Here is a 19,671-nt window from a genome sequence, read left to right as displayed (position 1 = left end):
CCCTTGCAAAGGAGCGGCGAGGCGCTTTCGAAGCGCTTCGATGCTCAGTCGACTCGGGGTGGGGTGTCAAGACACCCAGCCGCAATAAGTCCGACTCCTCACCGGTATGCCAAGCGGTATAAGAGTGCGGTGGATCCCGCGCGCCTCCGAGGAATCTTGGAAACGACTCTTGTGCGCCCCCATACCTTCACTTAACCTCGCAGCAACATCGAAGCGCTTCGACTACGAGGCCGACCCGCTTCAGGGGTGGGTGTTCTCGTCCGTGGTCGGAGGGCCGCTTCAGCTCAGCCAGTTCCACTTAAGACACCGCAGCCGACGGCCCACCGCCGGGTGTCCAGGTGCGCCACGAAGGGTTGACGCAATGACGCCGAACGCCGCCTCCGCCCCCTCCGGACCCAGCAGGAGAAGCTTCCTCGCCTCCACTGCGGTCGCCACCGCAGCGGTGGCCGGTGGGATGCCGCTGCTCGCCGCCTGCGGCGGTTCGGAGGGGGGATCGCGCGAGGGAACCACGTCGGGCAAGGCCGCGGACAAGCTGCTGCCGACGTACGTCACCAGCACGGTCGCCAAGCCGGACATTCCGTCGAAGAACGGTTCGGCGGCGGGTTACACCGGCAAGGTCGACCTCGCGGCGCTGAAGACCTCGGTCCCGGAGAAGCTCGGTACCGGCGCCCCCCTGAAGATCATGGCCCCGCTCTGGGGCACCCCGCCGAAGCCCGCAAACCCCTACTACAAGGGACTCGACGAGGCCGCCGGCACCAAGATCACCTGGCAGAACCAGGACGGCAACACCTACGGTGAGAAGCTCGGTGCCGTCCTCGCCTCCCGTTCCATACCCGACATGGTGGTCGTGCCCGGCTGGGAGCTGGTCGGCAAGATCTCGAGCGCGGTCACCGCGAAGTTCATGGACCTCGGCCCCTACCTGGCCGGTGACAAGGTCAAGAAGTACCCGAACCTGGCCGCGATCCCGTCCGACTCCTGGCGCATGAGCATCTTCGGTGGTGCGCTGCGCGGCATCCCGATGCCCGCCGCTTCCGTGCCCAACATCGTGCCCTTCTACCGCAAGGACGTCTTCGACAAGAAGGGCTACACCGTCCCCAGGTCGGCGGACGAGTTCCTCAGCTGGGCCAAGGAGGCCACCAGTGCCAAGGCCAAGGTGTGGGCCTGTGGTGACATGAGGTGGTCGGCGGCGGGCTTCTTCGGTGTCCGGCCTGCCGGGTCGCTCGGCTGGAACATCGGGGACGGCGGCAAGCTGACGTACCGCATCGAGCATCCTGAGTACCTCGAACATCTGGAGTGGGTCCGCAAGTTGTTCGCCGCGGGTGTGGTCCACCCCGACGACAAAGCAAACACGGGCGATCCCACCCAGCGGTTCACCGCCGGGCAGACCCTGGTCGCCAACAGCGACATGTCCGGCTGGTACGGCACGACCGTCGAACAGGCCCGGTCCAACCCCGACTACGAGATCGACGGCATGGACTACTTCGGCGCCGACGGCGGCACCCCGACGCTGTACGCCGGCCAGCCGGCCGGCATCTGGTCGATGATCCGCAAGGGCGCCTCGAAGGAGACGGTCGAGAACGCGCTGGCCGCGGCCAACTTCGCGGCTGCGCCCTACGGCACCAAGGAGCGGATGTTCGTCGACTACGGCGTCGAGGGGACCCACTACACCGTCAAGGACGGCGTTCCGATCAAGAACGACCAGGGCACCCAGGAGGTGAACAACGCCTGGGTGCTGCTGGCGGCCCCGGCTCCCTTCCTCGCCCACCCCGACCTCCCCGAGATCGCCCGCAAGCAGGTCGAGTGGCAGCAGCGGCAGGGTGCCTTCGTGAAGAAGACCTCCACTTACGGCATGAACATCGTCGAGCCGAGCCGCTACGCCACCCTCTCCAGCCAGTTCGAGCAGCTGGAGATCGACTTCGTGCGCGGCAACAAGAAGCTGTCCGACGTGCAGCAGGCCATCTCCACCTGGAAGTCCTCGGGCGGCGACAAGCTGCGCGACTGGTACAAGGAGCTCCTCGACAAGAACGGCAGTGGCAACTGATGTCCCTCACGGCCGGGAGCAGGCCGGACGGGACGCGTCCCCCCGTGGCCGTCGAGGAACCGACGGCCGCGGTCGTCGCCGCCGCCGTGAAGGAGAGCGTGCCGCGCGGGGCCGGCAAGGCGGGCAAGGTCCCCTTCCGGGTCCGGCTGCGCCGCGATCGCACGCTCATCCTGATGACGCTGCCCGTCATCGTCCTGCTCCTGATCTTCAACTACGTCCCGCTGCTCGGCAATGTCGTCGCCTTCCAGGACTACGACCCGTACGCCGCCGACAACGGCATCACGGCGATCTTCCACAGCCCGTGGGTCGGCGTGGAGCAGTTCTCGCGGATGGTCGACGACCCGCTGTTCTGGAGCGCCACCGAGAACACCATCGTGCTGTTCCTGCTCCAACTGGTGCTGTTCTTCCCGGTCCCCATCGCCCTCGCGCTGGTCATCAACAGCGTGATCCGGCCCCGGGTCCGGGCCGTGGCCCAGGCGATCATGTACCTGCCGCACTTCTTCTCGTGGGTCCTCGTGGTCACCGTCTTCCAGCAGATCCTCGGCGGCGCGGGCATCATCGCGCAGACGCTGGAGCAGCACGGGTGGAGCGGCTTCGACCTGATGACCGACGCGGACTTCTTCAAGTACCTGGTCACCGCGCAGGCCGTGTGGAAGGACGCCGGCTGGGGGATCATCGTCTTCCTCGCGGCCCTGTCCGCCGTCAGCACCGACCTGTACGAGGCCGCCGCCATGGACGGCGCGGGGCGCTGGCGACGTATGTGGCACGTGACGCTGCCCGCGCTGCGCCCGGTGATCGCGCTGCTGCTGGTCCTCAGGGTGGGTGACGCGCTGAGCGTGGGCTTCGAGCAGTTCCTGCTCCAGCGGTGGGCCGTCGGCGCGGGGGCCAGCGAGGTCCTCGACACCTACGTGTGGAACATGGGTATCCAGAACGGCGACTTCAGCTACGCGGCCGCGGTCGGCCTCGTCAAGGGAGTCATCGGAGTGTGTCTCGTCCTGGGCGCGAACAAGGTCGCGCATCTGCTCGGCGAGCAGGGGGTGTACAAGAAGTGAGCCTCAACACGCAGCTCATCCGCAGTCTGAAGGCTCCCGCCCGCCCCGTGTGGGAGGAGCCGCCGAGCAAGGCCGGACTCACCGCCAAGAGCGCGTTCCTGGCGCTGTGCTGCCTGGGAGTGCTCGGTCCGCTGTGGATCGTGATCGTCACCAGCCTCTCTCCCAAGCCCGTGATCGACCGGGTCGGCGGCCTCGTCGTGATCCCCCAGGGCATCACCTTCATCAACTACACGGAACTGCTGAGCGGTGGTCAGGTCAGCCGCGCGATCATGGTCTCCGTCGGCGTGACGCTCTTCGGCACGCTGTTCTCGATGACGGTGTCGGTACTCGCGGCCTACGGCCTGTCCCGGCCGGGCAGTCTGGGGCACCGGTTCTTCCTGATGGCCCTGATGGCGACCATGTTCTTCGGCGCCGGCCTCATCCCGACCTACCTCCTGGTGCAGTCGCTGGGCCTCACCGACACCTATCTGTCGCTGATCCTGCCGAGCGCGGTCAGCGTCTTCAACATCCTGGTGCTGCGCGCCTTCTTCATGGGGATCTCCCCCGAACTCACCGAGTCCGCCCGCATCGACGGAGCCGGTGACCTGCGGATCCTGCTGACCATCATCCTGCCGCTGTCGCGCGCCGTGCTGGCCGTCATCTCGCTGTTCTACGCGGTCGGTTACTGGAGCGCCTGGTTCAACGCCTCCATCTACCTCAGCGACCAGCAGATGATGCCGCTGCAGAACGTGCTCATCCAGCTGGTCCAGAAGAACACCGAAGCCCCGACGGGCCTGCAGCAGGCGGTCCGCACCGGCGAACTCTCCGCGCTGGGGCTGCAGATGGCCGTCATGGTCCTCGCCCTGATCCCCGTCGCGGTCGCCTCCCCCTTCGTCCAGCGCCACTTCAAGAAGGGCATGCTCACGGGGGCGATCAAGGGCTGACGCCCTTGCCCCGGCCCGCGCTGCGGAGCCGTCGGCCGCGGGTCCGCAGCCTCGCCGTGCGCCTCGCGCCCACGCGGCGGAGCCGCACAGTGAGACGCCCGCGCCCCCTGAGAGCGTCAACTTTCCCCTGATCCTGCACGTGAAGAGGTACGTCATGCACACGCACCGCCTCAGCAGAAGAGCTGTCCTCGCCGGAACCGCCGCCACCGCCGCGGTCGCCACCCTGCCGGTCCTCCAGGGACAGGCGCAGGCAGCCGGCAGCGCCACCGAGACCACCGCCGCCGCCTACCGCTGGCGCAACGCCGTCCAGGGCGGCACGGGATTCATCAGCGGCGTCCTGTTCCATCCCTCCTGCCCCGGTCTCGCCTACCTCCGTACCGACATCGGCGGCGCCTACCGCTGGGACGACCGGACCGACCGCTGGATCCCGTTGACCGATCACCTCGGCTGGGACGACTGGAACCTGCTCGGCGTCGAGGCCATGGCCGTCGACCCGGCCCACCCGAACCGGGTGTACCTGACCCTCGGCGCGTACACCCAGTCCTGGGCCGGCAACGGGGCCGTGCTGCGCTCCGACGACCGCGGGGCCACCTGGAAGCGCACCGACCTCACCGTGAAGCTGGGCGCCAACGAGGACGGGCGGGGCGCGGGGGAGCGCCTGCTCGTCGACCCGCGCGACAGCGACACCCTGTGGCTCGGCACCCGGCACGACGGGCTGCTCAAGTCCACCGACCGCGGCGCCACCTGGCAGGCCGCGGACTTCCCTGCCGCCCCGAGCGCCACCGGCCAGGGCATCACCCTCCTCGTCGCCGTGGGACGCACGGTCTACGCCGGCTGGGGCGACTCCGACGGTACGGCCGACCGGCCGAACCTGTACCGCACCTTTGACGGCAAGACCTGGAAGCCCGTCCTCGGACAGCCCACCGGCACCGCCGCCAAGGTCCCGATCCGCGCCGCGTACGACCGCCACACGCGCGAGCTGTACGTGACGTACGCCAACGCCCCAGGACCCAACGGCCAGTCCGACGGCAGTGTGCACAAGCTGCGCACCACCGACGGGAAGTGGACCGAGGTCACCCCGGTGAAGCCGGGCGGGACGGCGACGGACGGGTCGGCCGACACCTTCGGCTACGGCGGTGTCGCCGTCGACGCCCGCCGCCCCGGCACGCTCGTCGTCTCCACCAACAACCGGTGGGCCGAGATCGACACCGTCTTCCGCTCCACGAACGGCGGTCGCACCTGGACGTCCCTGAAGGACACGGCCGTCCTCGACGTCTCGGAGACCCCTTACCTCAAGTGGGGCGGCGACAAGCCCAAGTTCGGCTGGTGGATCCAGGCCCTGGCCCTCGACCCGTTCGATTCGGAGCACGTCGTCTACGGCACCGGAGCGACCCTCTACGGCACCCGCGACCTCAAGCACTGGGCCCCGCAGATCCGCGGCGTGGAGGAAGCGGCCATCCGCCTGCTGATCTCGCCGCCGACCGGTGAGGCGCACCTGCTCAGCGGGAACGGGGACATCGGGGTGATGTACCACGAGCGGCTCACGGCGTCGCCGTCGCGCGGCATGGCGTCGAACCCCGTGTTCGGCACCTGCACCGGCCTGTCGCTGGCCCCGGCCAAGCCGTCGTACGTGGTCCGGGCGGGCTGGGGCAACGACGGCAACGGCGCCTACTCGAACGACGGCGGCAAGACCTGGGCGCCCTTCGAGACGCAGCCCGCCGTCGCCAAGGACGCGCCGGGGCCGATCGCCACCAGCGCCGACGGCAGCGTGCTGCTGTGGTCCTTCGGCACGGCCAACCCCGCATACCGCTCGGCCGACAACGGCGCCACCTGGTCCGAGGTCGCCTCCTTCCCCAAGGGCGCCGCCCCGGTCGCGGACCCCGTCGACCCGGCCCGCTTCTACGCCTTCGACCCCACCACCGGCACGGTGTTCGCCAGCACCGACGGCGGCCTGACCTTCACCGCGGGGGCCACCGGCCTGGCCACGGGCGACGCCGAGTTCCAGCTGAAGGCCGCCCCGGGCCGTACCGGCGACCTGTGGCTCAGCCTCAAGGGGAACGGGCTGCACCGCTCGACCGACGGCGGCGCGACCTTCACCAAGGTCAGCAGTTGCCAGGCCTCGCACACCCTGGGCTTCGGCAAGGCCGCAGAGGGCGCTTCCTACCCGGCGATCTACATGGTCGGCGCCATCGGGACCTCCAACGCCGTCCACCGCTCCGACGACGAGGCGAAGACCTGGACGCGGATCAACGACGACCAGCACCAGTGGGGCTGGACCGGCGCCGCCATCACCGGCGACCCGCGCGTGTACGGCCGGGTCTACCTCGGCACCAACGGACGCGGCGTGCAGTACGGGGACCCCGCCTGATGCCCGACCTGAGCGACGCCACCCGGGGCCGCCTCCTCTTCGGCGGCGACTACAACCCCGAGCAGTGGCCTGAGGAGACCTGGCACGAGGACGTCCGGCTGATGACGCAGGCCGGCGTCAACTCCGTCACCCTCGGCGTCTTCTCCTGGTCGACGATCGAACCGGAGCCCGGGGCGCGGGAGTTCGGGTGGTTGGACACGCTGATGGACCTGATGCACGACAACGGCATCGGCGTCGTCCTCGCCACCCCCACCTCCTCGCCCCCGCCCTGGATGGGCCGGCTGCACCCCGACACCCTGCCCGTCACCGAGGACGGCCGCACCGAGTGGTGGGGCGGCCGGCAGCACTTCTCGCACTCCAGCGCCACCTACCGGCGCTACGCCGCCGCCATCACCGAGGACCTGGCCGCCCGCTACGGCGGCCACCCGGCCCTGGCGATGTGGCACATCAACAACGAGTACTGCACCTTCGACCACGGCAACGAGGCCGCGGCGGCCTTCCGCCGCTGGCTGCGCGAGAAGTACGGCACCCTCGACGCACTCAACACCGCCTGGGGCACCGCCTTCTGGAGCCAGGGCTACGACACCTGGGACGGCATCCTGCCGCCCCGCCTGCCGCACTACATGCGCAACCCCACGCAGGTCCTGGACTTCCGGCGCTTCACCTCCGACATGCTGCTGGAGTGCTATGCCGCCGAGCGCGACATCGTCCGCCGCCACACCCCGCACATCCCCGTCACCAGCAACTTCATGCCGCTGTGGTTCGGGCAGGACGCCTGGCGCTGGGCCGAGGAGGAGGACGTCGTCTCCGTCGACATCTATCCGGACCCGCGCGACCCCTTCGGCGCCCAGAGCGGTGCCCTCGTCCAGGACATGACCCGCTCCCAGGCACGCGGACCGTGGATGCTCATGGAGCAGGCGGCCGGGCCGGTGAACTGGCGGGGCGTCAACCACCCCAAGCCGCGCGGCCTCAACCGGCTCTGGTCGCTCCAGGCCATCGCCCGGGGCGCCGACGCGGTCTGCTACTTCCAGTGGCGGCAGTCCCGGCAGGGGGCGGAGAAGTTCCACTCCGGCATGGTCAGTCACGCCGGGGAGGAGGGCCGTACGTACCAGGAGGTCAAGCAGCTCGGCGCGGACCTCGCCCGGATCGCCCCGGCCGTGGCCGGCACGCACAGCACCGCCGACATCGCCGTCCTGCACGACTGGCACGCCTGGTGGGCCGGCGCCCAGGACGGCCGCCTCTCCCACGAGGTGGACCACGCCGACGTCCTCAAGGCCTGGCACCGCGCCCTGTGGCAGGCCCACCTCACGACCGACTTCGCCCACCCCGAACACGACCTGTCCGGGTACCGGCTCGTCGTCGTCCCCCAGCTCTACCTGCTCAGGGACGCGGCCGTCGAGAACCTCCTCGGCTACGTCCGCCAGGGCGGCACCCTCGTCTGCGGGTTCCAGACCGCAGTCGCCGACGAGGACGACCGGGTCCGCCCCGGCGGCATGGACACGCGGCTGCGCGAGCTGTTCGGCATCCGCACCCTGCACGAGTGGTGGCCGCTGGACGCGGGGGAGACCGTCGCCTGCGAGGGCTTCGGCGGCTCCCTGTGGTCCGAGGAACTGGAAGCCGACGGCACCGCCGACGAGAGCGTCCCGTACAAGGGCGGTGAACTCGACGGACTGCCCGCCGTCCTGCGCAAGGGCCGGGCCTGGTACGTCTCCACGCTCCCGGAGCCGGACGCGCTGCGCGACCTGCTGGCCCGAGTCGCGGCCGGCGCGGGCGTCCGGCCGGTGCTCGACGGGCTCCCGGAGCAGGTCGAGGCGGTACGCCGGGGCGAGGTGCTGTTCGTGCTCAACCACGGCCGTGAGCCGGTGACCGTCGAGGTGCCCGGCACCCACCGCGACCTGCTGACCGGGACGGCAGTCACCGACCGGGTCACCCTCGTACGGCGTGGCGCCGCGGTGCTCCGGCCATGACGGCGCTCACCGGACCCGTCCACGGCACGTGGGAGCCGCACCCGGCCGTCCGCTGGGAGGACGGCTTCCTGAGCGGCAACGGCCACCACGGCGCCCTGGTGTTCGGCGATCCGAACGCCGAGCGGGTCATCGTCACGCACCACACCCTGGTACGGCCGAGCGGCGACGGCGGGCACCGCCGGCCGCCGTGGCTCGCCGCCCGGCTCCCGGCACTCCAGGACCGCCTCCTGGCGGGCGACGTGAGCGCCGCGGAGCACTTCACCGACGGCCGTCCGCACCAGCGGGTCCAGCCCTTCCACCCCGCGTTCCAGGTCAGCCTCGTACGGCCCCCGGACGACCGCGACGACTACCGCCGCGACGTCGACTTCGCGACGGGCGTCGTACGGACGACCTGCGCCGGCTGGACCAGCAGGGTCTTCGTGTCGCGCGCCGACGACGTGATCGTCCAGCACCTCACGGGCCCCGGCCTCACCCTCGACGTCTCCCTGGACCACCGCCTCCCCGGCGCCCCCGGGGCACTGGCCGTCGGCCACGGAGCCGTCGTCACCGCCGAGGGCGCCCTGCTGAGTCTGCGGGCCCGCTACCCCGGCAGCGACCGCGCCTTCACCGGCGTCACCCTGGTCGCCGTCACCGCGGGCACGACCACCCTCGCCCCACCGCGCGCACACGTCGAGGGAGCCCGGTCCGTGCTGCTCCTGACCCGGGTCCGGCGGCACACCGGCGAACTCGACGTCATCGCCGAGGGCCGCGCCCTGCGCGACCTGCCCACGCAGTACGAAGAGCTCCTCGAACGCCATGCCGCCCTGCACCGCACCGCCTACCGGCGCGTCACCCTCGACCTCGCCGCCGCCCCGGCCGAACGCGCCCTGCCCGGCTCGGAGCTGCTGAAGCGGCCCGGTTCCACCGCTCTGCTGGAGCGCCTGTTCGCCGCCGGCCGCTACCACCTGCTCTCCGCCTCCGGCCTGTTCCCGCCCCGCCTGACCGGTCTGTGGACCGGCGACTGGGACACCGCCTGGTCGGGGGCGTTCACCAACGACGCCAACCTCAACCTCCAGACCGCCTGCGCCGCGGCCGCCGCACTCCCCGAGGTCACCGAGGCCCACGCCGCACTGATTGACCGTCAGCTACCCGACTGGCGCGAGAACGCCCGCGCGGTCTTCGGCACCCGGGGCGTGGTCGCACCCGCGCACTCCGACGGCGAGTCCGGGCACGCGTACCACTTCAGCCGCGAGTACCCCCTGCACCTGTGGACGGCGGGCGCCGACTGGCTGCTCAAGCCGCTCGTCGACCACGACGAGACCCACGGCACCCGCGACCCGCGCACCGCGGCCGCGATCGCCGAAGTCGCCCTGTTCTACGAGGACTTCCTCAGCCGTACCGACGACGCGGGCCACCTCGTCGTCGTCCCCTCCTACTCACCCGAGAACCGGCCGGCGAACGCGAGCTGGGGCACCCTCAACGCGGCCATGGACCTCTCCGCGGCCCGCCACGCCCTGCTGACCGCCGCCGAGTACCACCCGGGCCCCGACGCCGACCGCCGGCGCGCCCTCGCCGACCGGCTCCCGCCGCACCGGATCAATGACGACGGGGCGCTGGCCGAATGGGCCTGGCCGGGTCTGGCGGACTCCTACGACCACCGTCACCTCAGCCACCTCTACGGCGTCTGGCCGCTCGACGAGATCACCCCGTACGACACCCCGGATCTCGCGACGGCCGCCCGCCGCGCCCTGGAACTGCGCGGCGCCGAGAACGACTCCGCGCACGGGCACCTCCACCATGCCCTGATCGCGGCCCGGCTCGGGGACCGCGACCGCGTCGCCCACGCCCTCGGCCTGGTCCTGGACGGCGACTTCTTCCACGCCTCCCTGATGAGCGCCCACTACCCGAACCGCGAGGTCTACAACGCCGACGCCGCGCACACCCTGCCCGCCGTGCTGATCGAGGCGCTCGTCCAGTCGACCCCGCGTCGACTGGTCCTCCTGCCCGCGCCGCCGCCCGCTCTCCCGGCGGGCCGGCTCACGGGCGTCCGTACGCGGTTCGGCGCCGAGATCGATCTGACCTGGGCGCCCGACGGAGCGAGAGCGGTCCTCAAGCCGACCCGCACCGTCCGTATCGAAGTCAGGACTTCTTCCGGAGACGCGGAGCCGCTCGACCTCGTCGCCGGAGAGGAACACGTCCTCATCAAGGGGGCGTGGTAGCAACCCCCACAATTCCCCCCACCCGTGGAAGGGACACCATGGTAAAAAGCACGATACGCAAGATCACCATGGCGGTGCTCGCGCCGGCGATGGCTCTCGGTGCCACCGTCGGACTCGCCTCCGCCCCCGCTTCGGCAGCCGTCTGGAACTCCTGCGACCAGTGGGGCAACACCAGCCTGAACGGCTACAAGCTCTACAACAACATCTGGGGCTCCGGCGCGGGCAGCCAGTGCACCTGGGCCAACTCCGGGACCAACTGGGGCGTCTGGGCCAACCACCCCAACACCGGCGGCATCAAGTCCTACCCCAATTCCACGAAGACGATCAACAAGACCATCGACTCCCTCGGCTGGCTCACCAGCAGCTACAACGTCAGCGTCCCGTCGTCCGGCGCGTACAACACGGCGTACGACATCTGGGACAACGGCCACCAGTACGAGATCATGCTCTGGGTCAACTACAACGGAGCCGTCGGCCCGCTCGGCAACTACGAGGGCAACGTCAGCCTCGGCGGCCACAACTGGAACGTCTACAAGGGCACCAACGGGGTCAACCAGGTGTTCTCGTTCCTGCGGACCTCCGACTCCAACGCCGGTACCGTGGACATCAAGCCGATCCTCCAGTGGATCGCCTACACCAAGCGCTGGATGCCCGGCAACGAGATCATCGGTGACGTCCAGTTCGGCTACGAGATCACCTCGTCGTCCGGCGGACTCAACTTCAACACCAACAACCTGACCGTCAGCGGCGGCTGATCGCCCATCAGGGTCGAGGTCGATCCGCTCCTCAAGGGCGGTCGACCTCGGCCCGCAGCGCGTTGTAGTCCGCGAAGGCGGACTCGACCTCGGCGCGGCTCAGGCCGTACCTGGACAGGTCGTAGGTGTGCTTGCGGGTCCCCCGGGGTCGGGCGACGGCAGCCGGGAGCCGGGCCGCGTCCGCCTCCGTCCAGGGGGCGCCGACGGCCGCGTAGAGCTTGGGGGCGCCGGCGACGGGGTCGGAGCCGAGCCAGGAGTACGGGGCGTCCACCAGGTGCTCCGGCGGGATGGCGGCCCGGGCCGCGAGTCCGCGTTCCATGGCACGGCTCAGCAGGCCCGACCACGTGGTGCCGATGCCGGCCAGGTCCAGCGGGCGGGTGCTGACGGCCATGCCGTGCTCGATCAGCGAGCAGAAGGACGCCACGGCGGTGACCGGGTCGCGGTGGCACCACACGATCGTGGCGTCGGGAAAGACCGTGCGCAGGGCGTCCAGGTTCTCCAGGTGCATCGGGGACTTCAGCATCCAGCGGCGGCGCGGACGGCCGTGCTGGAGGACCTGGTAGACCTGCTTCAGATACCGGTAGTCGGCGACGAAGTCGCGCTCGCAGTGCCATTCCCGGTATTCGGGAATACGGGCCTGGGAGAACGGCATCAGGGCGTGCGGGAGCGCGAACGTGCACTCCTCCGGGCCCTCGGCCACCAGCGCGTGGATGTCGCGGAAGCGCGGCGTGAAGAGGTTGGTGCCCTGGACCAGCCGGCGCCCGGCCGTGACCGCCTTGCGCCGTTGCCGGGGCGGCAGCTCCAGATCCGGCGTGAGCAGTTCCCACAGCAGCGGGCAGCGGTGCTCGGCCGACAGCGACAGGACGGCGTGGGTGACGGTGGTCGCGGTGCGTGGCAGCCCCACGACGAACACCGGTTTCTCGATCGGCTCCTGCTCGATCTCCGGATGCTCGGCGATCAGCCGCCGGACACGGGCCCGGTTGCTCAGATGCCGGCGCACATGCGCCTGCGCCGACCGCCAGCCGACCGGGGTGAGCCGATCGGCCCTGGCCCACCAGCCCAGCAGGGCACGGAAGTCCTCGACGAACTGCCGGTCACCGGGCGCCTGCCCGGCCGCCACGGCGATCCGGTCGAACACCCGGTCCGGGGCGCGGCGGGAGCCGAACCCCGGACGCAGCAGCAGGTCGGCGAGGGCGAGGGCGAACCGGGACGAGGCCACGACGGGAACCTACCCCGCCGAACTGATGCCCGCAGTACGCAAGTTGGCCGAACCGCGCGAGGGGTGGCCGGAAGACCTCCACCGTCCGGCCGCCCCCCCTCGACGCGGCCACTTCGCCACAGGCGGCCGCGCCCCGTCCCGCAGGAAGAGCGGGATGCGGTCGAGGGGGGCGTCGACCCTCGCGGTCGTACCGCCCTGGTGCGTCACACCGGTCCACGCGTGGGGGTGACGCGAAGCCGCGGCGGGGTCAGCGGGTGGCGGACGGCGCCGGGCCCGTGCTCGCCCGGACCGTCAACTCGGGTGCGATCAGCATGACTTCGTCGCTCCCGCGCCCTTCGAGCTTGGCCACCAGCAGCTCCACGGCGTGCCGGCCCATCTCCTGCGCGGGGATGGACACCGACGTCAGCCGCACCGAGGCCTGCGTGGCGACCTGGTCGGGGCAGATGGCGACCACCGACACGTCCTCGGGCACCGCACGGCCCTGCTGGCGCAGCAGGGCGAGCAGCGGCTCGACGGCCGACTCGTTCTGCACGACGAACCCGGTGGTGCTCGGGCGCTCGTCGAAGATCCGGGCCAGGGTGACGGCCATCGCGTCGTACCCGCCCTCGCAGGGCCGGTGCAGCAGCCGCATGCCCAACTCCTGGGCGCGCTGCCGGAGTCCGTCCAGCGTGCGCTCGGCGAAACCGGTGTGCCGCTCGTAGACGGCCGGGGCCTCACCTATGACAGCGATGTCGCGGTGCCCGAGCATCGCCAGATGCTCCACGCACAGCGTGCCGGTCGCCTTGAAGTCGAGGTCCACGCAGGTCAGCCCGGAGATGTCGGCGGGCAGTCCGATCAGCACGGACGGCTGGTCGGTGCCGCGCAACAGCGGCAGCCGCTCGTCGTCCAGCTGGACGTCCATCAGGATCATCGCGTCGGCGAGCCCGCTGCCGGTGACGCGGCGCACGGCGTCGGGACCTTCCTCGCCGGTCAGCAGCAGGACGTCGTACCCGTGGGTGCGGGCGGTGGTGGCCACCGCGATGGCGATCTCCATCATCACCGGCACGTACATGTCGGTGCGCAGGGGGACCATCAGGGCGATGATGTTCGACCTGCTGCTCGCCAGGGCACGGGCACCCGCGTTCGGGTGGTAGCCGAGTTCGCGGATACTCTGCTCGACCCGCTGCCGGGTGGTCGCGGAGATGGACCGCTTGCCGCTGAGGACATAGCTCACCGTGCTCGCCGAGACTCCGGCGTGCTGGGCGACCTCGGCGAGGGTGACCATCCAGCTCTCCAAGCTTTGTGAAGCGCTTCGACAATGCGCGCTGTATGTCAGGGTGGTTGTGGGGTGGTTCGACAGTAGCTCCACAGGCAGTGGGTGTCCATAGGCTGTCGAAGCGCTTCGACTCCGACTTCTCCGTCGTGTCGAAGCCGGGCGGGCCCGGTGGCCGCCGACCGGGCTCATGCCTACCGCTGCGGCCCGCCCCGTGGCAACCTTCCGGCTGAACGGCCGCGCCCGGGGTGGTGGGCGCGCCCGTAATCGGGTACATACGATCGGGTAGCACCCGTCGGTAACCAAACGGCCCAAGATCCCGATTCGCGGCGAGGTGAGCCTCATGTCCGCAGCACCCACATCCTCTTCCGGACGCCCGACCGTCACCGAACGTGAGGCACGCCAGGTGGCGGAAGAGGCCCGACTACAGGAGTGGCGCAAGCCCAGCTTCGCCAAGGAACTGTTCCTCGGCCGCTTCCGCCTCGACCTCATCCACCCCCACCCGATGCCCACCGACGAGGCCGCCCAGCGCGGCGAGGAGTTCCTCGCCAAACTGCGCGACTTCGTCGAGACCAAGGTCGACGGCGCCCTGATCGAACGCGAGGCCCAGATCCCCGACGAGGTGATCGACGGGCTGAAGGAGCTCGGCGCCTTCGGCATGAAGATCGACACCAAGTACGGCGGACTCGGCCTCGGCCAGGTCTACTACAACAAGGCCCTCGCCCTGGCCGGCTCGGCGTCCCCCGCGATCGGCGTACTGCTCTCCGCCCATCAGTCGATCGGCGTACCCCAGCCGCTCAAATTGTTCGGCACCCCCGAGCAGAAGGAGCGGTTCCTGCCGCGCTGCGCCCGCACCGACATCAGCGCCTTCCTGCTCACCGAGCCCGACGTGGGCTCCGACCCGGCCCGCCTGGCCACCACCGCCGTACCGGACGGCGACGACTACGTCCTCGACGGCGTCAAACTGTGGACGACCAACGGCGTGGTCGCCGACCTCCTCGTCGTCATGGCGCGCGTGCCCAAGTCCGAGGGGCACAAGGGCGGCATCACCGCCTTCGTCGTGGAGACCAACTCGCCCGGCATCACGGTCGAGAACCGCAACGCCTTCATGGGCCTGCGCGGCATCGAGAACGGCGTCACCCGCTTCCACCAGGTCCGCGTCCCCGCCGCCAACCGCATCGGCCCCGAGGGCGCCGGCCTGAAGATCGCCCTGACCACGCTCAACACCGGGCGGCTGTCCCTGCCCGCGTCCTGTGTCGCGGCCGGCAAGTGGTGCCTGAAGATCGCCCGCGAGTGGTCGGCGGCGCGCGAGCAGTGGGGCAAGCCGATCGCCCATCATGAGGCCGTCGGCTCGAAGATCTCCTTCATCGCCGCCACCACCTTCGCCCTGGAGGCCGTCACCGACCTGGCCTCCCAGATGGCCGACGAGGACCGCAACGACATCCGCATCGAAGGCGCCCTCGCCAAGCTCTACGCCTCCGAGATGGGCTGGAAGATCGCCGACGAGCTCGTCCAGATCCGCGGCGGCCGCGGCTTCGAGACGGCCGACTCGCTCCGGGCACGCGGCGAGCGGGGCGTCCCCGCCGAGCAGGTCCTGCGCGACCTGCGCATCAACCGCATCTTCGAGGGCTCGACGGAGATCATGCACCTCCTGATCGCCCGCGAGGCCGTGGACGCCCACCTGTCCGTCGCCGGCGACCTCATCGACCCCGACAAGTCCCTCCAGGACAAGGCGAAGGCGGGCGCCAACGCCGGCGTCTTCTACGCCAAGTGGCTGCCGAAACTGGTCGCGGGACACGGGCAGCTGCCGTACACGTACGGCGAGTTCAAGCGCGAGGTGGACCTGTCCGCCCACCTGCGCTACGTCGAGCGCACCTCCCGCAAGCTCGCCCGCTCCACCTTCTACGGCATGTCCCGCTGGCAGGGCCGCATGGAGACCAAGCAGGGCTTCCTGGGCCGCGTCGTCGACATCGGCGCGGAGCTGTTCGCGATGAGCGCGGTCTGCGTCCGCGCCGAGCACCTGCGCGGCCGGGGCGAGCACGGACGGGAGGCCTACCAGCTCGCCGACATCTTCTGCCGCCAGGCACGGCTGCGCGTCGAGGAACTCTTCGGCCGCCTGTGGTCCAACACCGACGACCTCGACCGCACGGTCGTCAAGGGCGTGATGTCGGGCACCTACGAGTGGCTGGAGCAGGGCATCGTCGACCCGTCGGACGACGGCGGCGTATGGATCGCGGACGCGACGCCCGGGCCTTCGCAGAAGGAGAACGTGCACCGCCCCGTCCGGTGACGAAGCGGTGAGGGGACGGCGCAGAGGTCACTGCCCGCAGTGACCTCTCACCCCCCGGTCACCCACCGAAGGGGACACCCTGTCCTCCCCGGCAGCCGTTACGGCCACAATGGGGGGATGAGCGACAGTCCAGCCCTCCGCGCCCTCGCCGATCCGCACCTCGTCTACGACCCCGTGGCGGGCGACGGCCCCAAGGACGTGGTGATCCTCGGCTCCACCGGGTCGATCGGCACCCAGGCCATCGATCTCGTGCTGCGCAACCCCGACCGCTTCCGGGTCACCGCCCTGTCCGCCAACGGCGGCCGGGTCGCCCTCCTCGCCGAGCAGGCGTACCGGCTGAAGGCACGGACCGTCGCGGTCGCCCGCGAGGACGTCGTGCCGGCACTGCGGGAAGCCCTGACGGCCCAGTACGGCACGGGGGAGCCGCTCCCCGAGATCCTGGCCGGCCCCGACGCGGCCACCCAGGTCGCGGCGTCCGACTGCCACACCGTCCTGAACGGCATCACCGGCTCGATCGGCCTCGCCCCCACCCTCGCCGCCCTGGAGGCGGGCCGCACCCTCGCGCTCGCCAACAAGGAGTCGCTCATCGTCGGCGGCCCGCTGGTCAAGGCCCTGGCCAAGCCCGGGCAGATCATCCCGGTCGACTCCGAGCACGCCGCCCTGTTCCAGGCGCTGGCCTCCGGCAACCGCGCGGACGTGCGCAAGCTCGTCGTCACCGCGTCCGGCGGCCCCTTCCGCGGCCGTACCAAGCAGGAGCTGGCGGACGTCACGGTCGAGGACGCTCTCGCCCACCCCACCTGGGCCATGGGCCCGGTGATCACCATCAACTCCGCGACCCTGGTCAACAAGGGCCTGGAGGTCATCGAGGCGCACCTGCTCTACGACATTTCCTTCGACCGCATTGAGGTGGTCGTGCATCCCCAGTCGTATGTCCACTCGATGGTTGAGTTCACGGACGGATCCACGATCGCCCAGGCGACGCCCCCCGACATGCGAGGGCCGATCGCCATCGGCCTCGGCTGGCCGGAGCGCGTCCCCGACGCCGCGCCCACCTTCGACTGGAGCAAGGCGTCGACCTGGGAGTTCTTCCCGCTCGACAACGACGCGTTCCCGTCGGTCAACCTGGCGCGCCACGTCGGAGAGCTCGCGGGCACGGCACCCGCGGTGTTCAATGCGGCCAACGAGGAGTGCGTCGAGGCCTTCCGGGCCGGCGCGCTGCCGTTCAACGGGATCATGGAGACCGTGACGCGGGTGGTGGAGGAGCACGGCACCCCGAGTGCGGGAACTTCGCTGACCGTCGCGGACGTCCTCGAAGCGGAGACCTGGGCCCGCCGACGGGCCCGGGAACTGGCGGCACACACGGCGGAGGCCCGTGCATGACGACCCTGATGTTCATCCTCGGCATAGTGCTGTTCGCGATCGGGCTGCTCTTCTCGATCGCCTGGCACGAGCTGGGCCACCTGTCCACGGCCAAGCTGTTCGGCATCCGCGTGCCGCAGTACATGGTCGGCTTCGGCCCGACCATCTGGTCGCGGAACAAGGGCGAGACCGAGTACGGCATCAAGGCGATCCCGTTCGGCGGTTACATCCGCATGATCGGCATGTTCCCGCCCGGCCCCGACGGCAAGCTGGAGGCCCGCTCCACCTCACCGTGGCGCGGCATGATCGAGGACGCCCGCTCGGCCGCCTTCGAAGAGCTCAAGCCGGGCGACGAGACCCGCCTCTTCTACACGCGCAAGCCGTGGAAGCGGGTCATCGTGATGTTCGCGGGCCCCTTCATGAACCTCGTCCTCGCGGTGGCCCTGTTCCTCACCGTGCTGATGGGCTTCGGCATCCAGCAGCAGACCACCACCGTCAGCTCGGTCTCCCCGTGCGTCATCGCCCAGACCGAGAACCGCGACGAGTGCAAGGCGTCCGACCCGAAGTCCCCCGCCGAGGCCGCGGGCATGAAGGCCGGCGACAGGATCGTCGCCTTCGACGGTGTGCGCACCGAGGACTGGAACACCCTCTCCGACCTCATCCGTGACAGCGCCGGCAAGCAGGTGCCGATCGTCGTCGACCGCAAGGGCCAGGAAGTGACCCTGGAGGCGAAGATCGCCACCAACCGGGTCGTGAAGAAGGACGCGAGCGGCGCCTACGTCGAGGGCGAGTACGTCAAGGCCGGATTCCTCGGCTTCAGCTCGGCCACCGGCGTCGTCAAACAGGACTTCGGCGACTCGGTGACCTGGATGGGCGACCGGGTCGGCGAGGCCGTCGACTCCCTCGTCGCCCTGCCCTCCAAGGTCCCCGCCCTGTGGGACGCGGCCTTCGGCGACGGCCCGCGCGAGCCGGACTCCCCGATGGGCATCGTCGGCGCGGCGAGGGTCAGCGGCGAGATCGCCACCCTCGACATCCCCGCCTCGCAACAGCTGGCCACCTTCGTCTTCCTCCTGGCCGGCTTCAACCTCTCCCTGTTCCTGTTCAACATGCTCCCGCTGCTGCCGCTCGACGGCGGCCACATCGCGGGCGCCCTGTGGGAGTCGCTGCGCCGCAACACGGCGAAGGTGCTGCGCCGCCCCGACCCCGGTCCCTTCGACGTGGCGAAGCTGATGCCGGTGGCCTACGTGGTGGCCGGGATCTTCATCTGCTTCACGCTCCTCGTCCTCGTCGCGGACGTCGTCAACCCGGTCAGGATCTCCTAGTCGCACGGAGTCGGAGGCGGCCCGGGACCTTCTGGCCCGGGCCGTCTTCCATCGAGTGGGTTTGGGGGCCCGGGATGTGCTGAGGTCAGGCCCCGTGCCGTAATCTCGAAGCCTGGAGCCCGCTGCTGACGGGACCGGACCTTGATCCACGACTTGGGGTTGCACAGCAGATGACTGCGATTTCTCTCGGCATGCCGTCCGTTCCGACCAAGCTCGCCGAGCGCCGGAAGAGCCGGCAGATCCAGGTCGGGACGGTGGCGGTGGGTGGCGACGCCCCGGTCTCGGTCCAGTCGATGACGACGACCCGCACCTCCGACATCGGCGCCACCCTCCAGCAGATCGCCGAGCTCACGGCCTCCGGCTGCCAGATCGTCCGCGTCGCCTGCCCCACCCAGGACGACGCCGACGCCCTGTCGACCATCGCGCGCAAGTCCCAGATCCCGGTGATCGCGGACATCCACTTCCAGCCGAAGTACGTCTTCGCGGCGATCGAGGCGGGCTGTGCGGCCGTCCGCGTCAACCCCGGCAACATCAAGCAGTTCGACGACAAGGTCAAGGAGATCGCGCGGGCCGCCAAGGACCACGGCACGCCGATCCGCATCGGCGTCAACGCGGGTTCGCTGGACCGGCGCCTGCTGCAGAAGTACGGCAAGGCGACCCCCGAGGCCCTGGTCGAGTCGGCCCTGTGGGAGGCGTCGCTCTTCGAGGAGCACGACTTCCGGGACATCAAGATCTCGGTCAAGCACAACGACCCGGTCATCATGATCGAGGCGTACAAGCAGCTCGCCGCCCAGTGCGACTACCCGCTGCACCTCGGTGTGACGGAGGCGGGCCCGGCGTTCCAGGGCACGATCAAGTCGGCCGTCGCCTTCGGCGCGCTGCTGTCCCAGGGCATCGGCGACACGATCCGGGTCTCGCTGAGCGC

General features: G+C 70.4%; 13 protein-coding genes. 11 read left to right on the top strand and 2 right to left on the bottom strand.

Annotated features, from left to right (window positions below; all coding sequences use genetic code 11):
• Positions 1–361 precede the first annotated feature (361 nt).
• From ACWCPI_RS22680 to ACWCPI_RS22650, 7 genes are all read left to right on the top strand, one after another.
• On the top strand, positions 362–2,041 hold the full coding sequence (locus tag ACWCPI_RS22680) for an extracellular solute-binding protein (protein ID WP_451039817.1): 1,680 nt from the start codon (positions 362–364) through the stop codon (positions 2,039–2,041).
• A complete protein-coding gene (locus ACWCPI_RS22675; RefSeq protein ID WP_451039816.1) occupies positions 2,041–3,093 on the top strand; it encodes an ABC transporter permease in 1,053 nt (350 codons plus the stop codon). The genes ACWCPI_RS22680 and ACWCPI_RS22675 overlap by 1 nt, the downstream gene beginning before the upstream one ends.
• Complete coding sequence (locus ACWCPI_RS22670; protein WP_451039815.1) at positions 3,090–4,016, top strand: carbohydrate ABC transporter permease; 927 nt, start codon at positions 3,090–3,092, stop codon at positions 4,014–4,016. The genes ACWCPI_RS22675 and ACWCPI_RS22670 overlap by 4 nt, the downstream gene beginning before the upstream one ends.
• Positions 4,017–4,170: 154 nt before the next feature.
• Positions 4,171–6,384: a 1,4-beta-glucanase gene (locus ACWCPI_RS22665; RefSeq protein ID WP_451039814.1), complete on the top strand. Its 2,214-nt coding sequence runs from the start codon at positions 4,171–4,173 to the stop codon at positions 6,382–6,384.
• Complete coding sequence (locus ACWCPI_RS22660; RefSeq protein ID WP_451039813.1) at positions 6,384–8,351, top strand: beta-galactosidase; 1,968 nt, start codon at positions 6,384–6,386, stop codon at positions 8,349–8,351. The genes ACWCPI_RS22665 and ACWCPI_RS22660 overlap by 1 nt, the downstream gene beginning before the upstream one ends.
• A complete protein-coding gene (locus ACWCPI_RS22655; RefSeq protein ID WP_451039812.1) occupies positions 8,348–10,549 on the top strand; it encodes a glycosyl hydrolase family 95 catalytic domain-containing protein in 2,202 nt (733 codons plus the stop codon). The genes ACWCPI_RS22660 and ACWCPI_RS22655 overlap by 4 nt, the downstream gene beginning before the upstream one ends.
• A gap of 38 nt (positions 10,550–10,587) precedes the next feature.
• Positions 10,588–11,304 carry a glycoside hydrolase family 12 protein gene (locus ACWCPI_RS22650; RefSeq protein WP_451039811.1) on the top strand — a complete coding sequence of 239 codons (717 nt, stop codon included), beginning with the start codon at positions 10,588–10,590 and terminating at the stop codon, positions 11,302–11,304.
• A 31-nt stretch (positions 11,305–11,335) separates the two neighbouring features.
• On the opposite strand, the gene ACWCPI_RS22645 is transcribed toward ACWCPI_RS22650, so the two are convergent.
• Both ACWCPI_RS22645 and ACWCPI_RS22640 read right to left on the bottom strand, forming a co-directional pair.
• A complete protein-coding gene (locus ACWCPI_RS22645; protein WP_451039810.1) occupies positions 11,336–12,523 on the bottom strand; it encodes a sulfotransferase family protein in 1,188 nt (395 codons plus the stop codon).
• A gap of 247 nt (positions 12,524–12,770) precedes the next feature.
• Positions 12,771–13,787: a LacI family DNA-binding transcriptional regulator gene (locus ACWCPI_RS22640; RefSeq protein WP_451039809.1), complete on the bottom strand. Its 1,017-nt coding sequence runs from the start codon at positions 13,785–13,787 to the stop codon at positions 12,771–12,773.
• Between the two features lie 331 nt (positions 13,788–14,118).
• Between ACWCPI_RS22640 and ACWCPI_RS22635 the strand changes: the two genes are divergently transcribed.
• The 4 genes from ACWCPI_RS22635 to ispG form a co-directional block, all read left to right on the top strand.
• Positions 14,119–16,065 carry an acyl-CoA dehydrogenase family protein gene (locus ACWCPI_RS22635; RefSeq protein ID WP_451039808.1) on the top strand — a complete coding sequence of 649 codons (1,947 nt, stop codon included), beginning with the start codon at positions 14,119–14,121 and terminating at the stop codon, positions 16,063–16,065.
• A gap of 117 nt (positions 16,066–16,182) precedes the next feature.
• Positions 16,183–17,445, top strand: a complete 1,263-nt coding sequence (gene dxr, locus ACWCPI_RS22630; protein WP_451039807.1) for a 1-deoxy-D-xylulose-5-phosphate reductoisomerase — start codon at positions 16,183–16,185, stop codon at positions 17,443–17,445.
• Positions 17,446–17,453: 8 nt separating this feature from the next.
• Positions 17,454–18,746 (top strand): M50 family metallopeptidase, encoded by a 1,293-nt coding sequence (locus ACWCPI_RS22625; protein WP_451040013.1) that lies wholly within the window; start codon positions 17,454–17,456, stop codon positions 18,744–18,746.
• Between the two features lie 170 nt (positions 18,747–18,916).
• Positions 18,917–19,671 (top strand): flavodoxin-dependent (E)-4-hydroxy-3-methylbut-2-enyl-diphosphate synthase (gene ispG, locus ACWCPI_RS22620; RefSeq protein WP_451039806.1); only part of this gene is annotated, 755 nt, incomplete at its 3' end.

This window comes from Streptomyces sp. NPDC001920 (genome assembly GCF_053594495.1).
The sequence above is the reverse complement of the archived record's forward strand: the minus strand, read 5'-3'. Positions and strand labels throughout refer to the sequence as shown.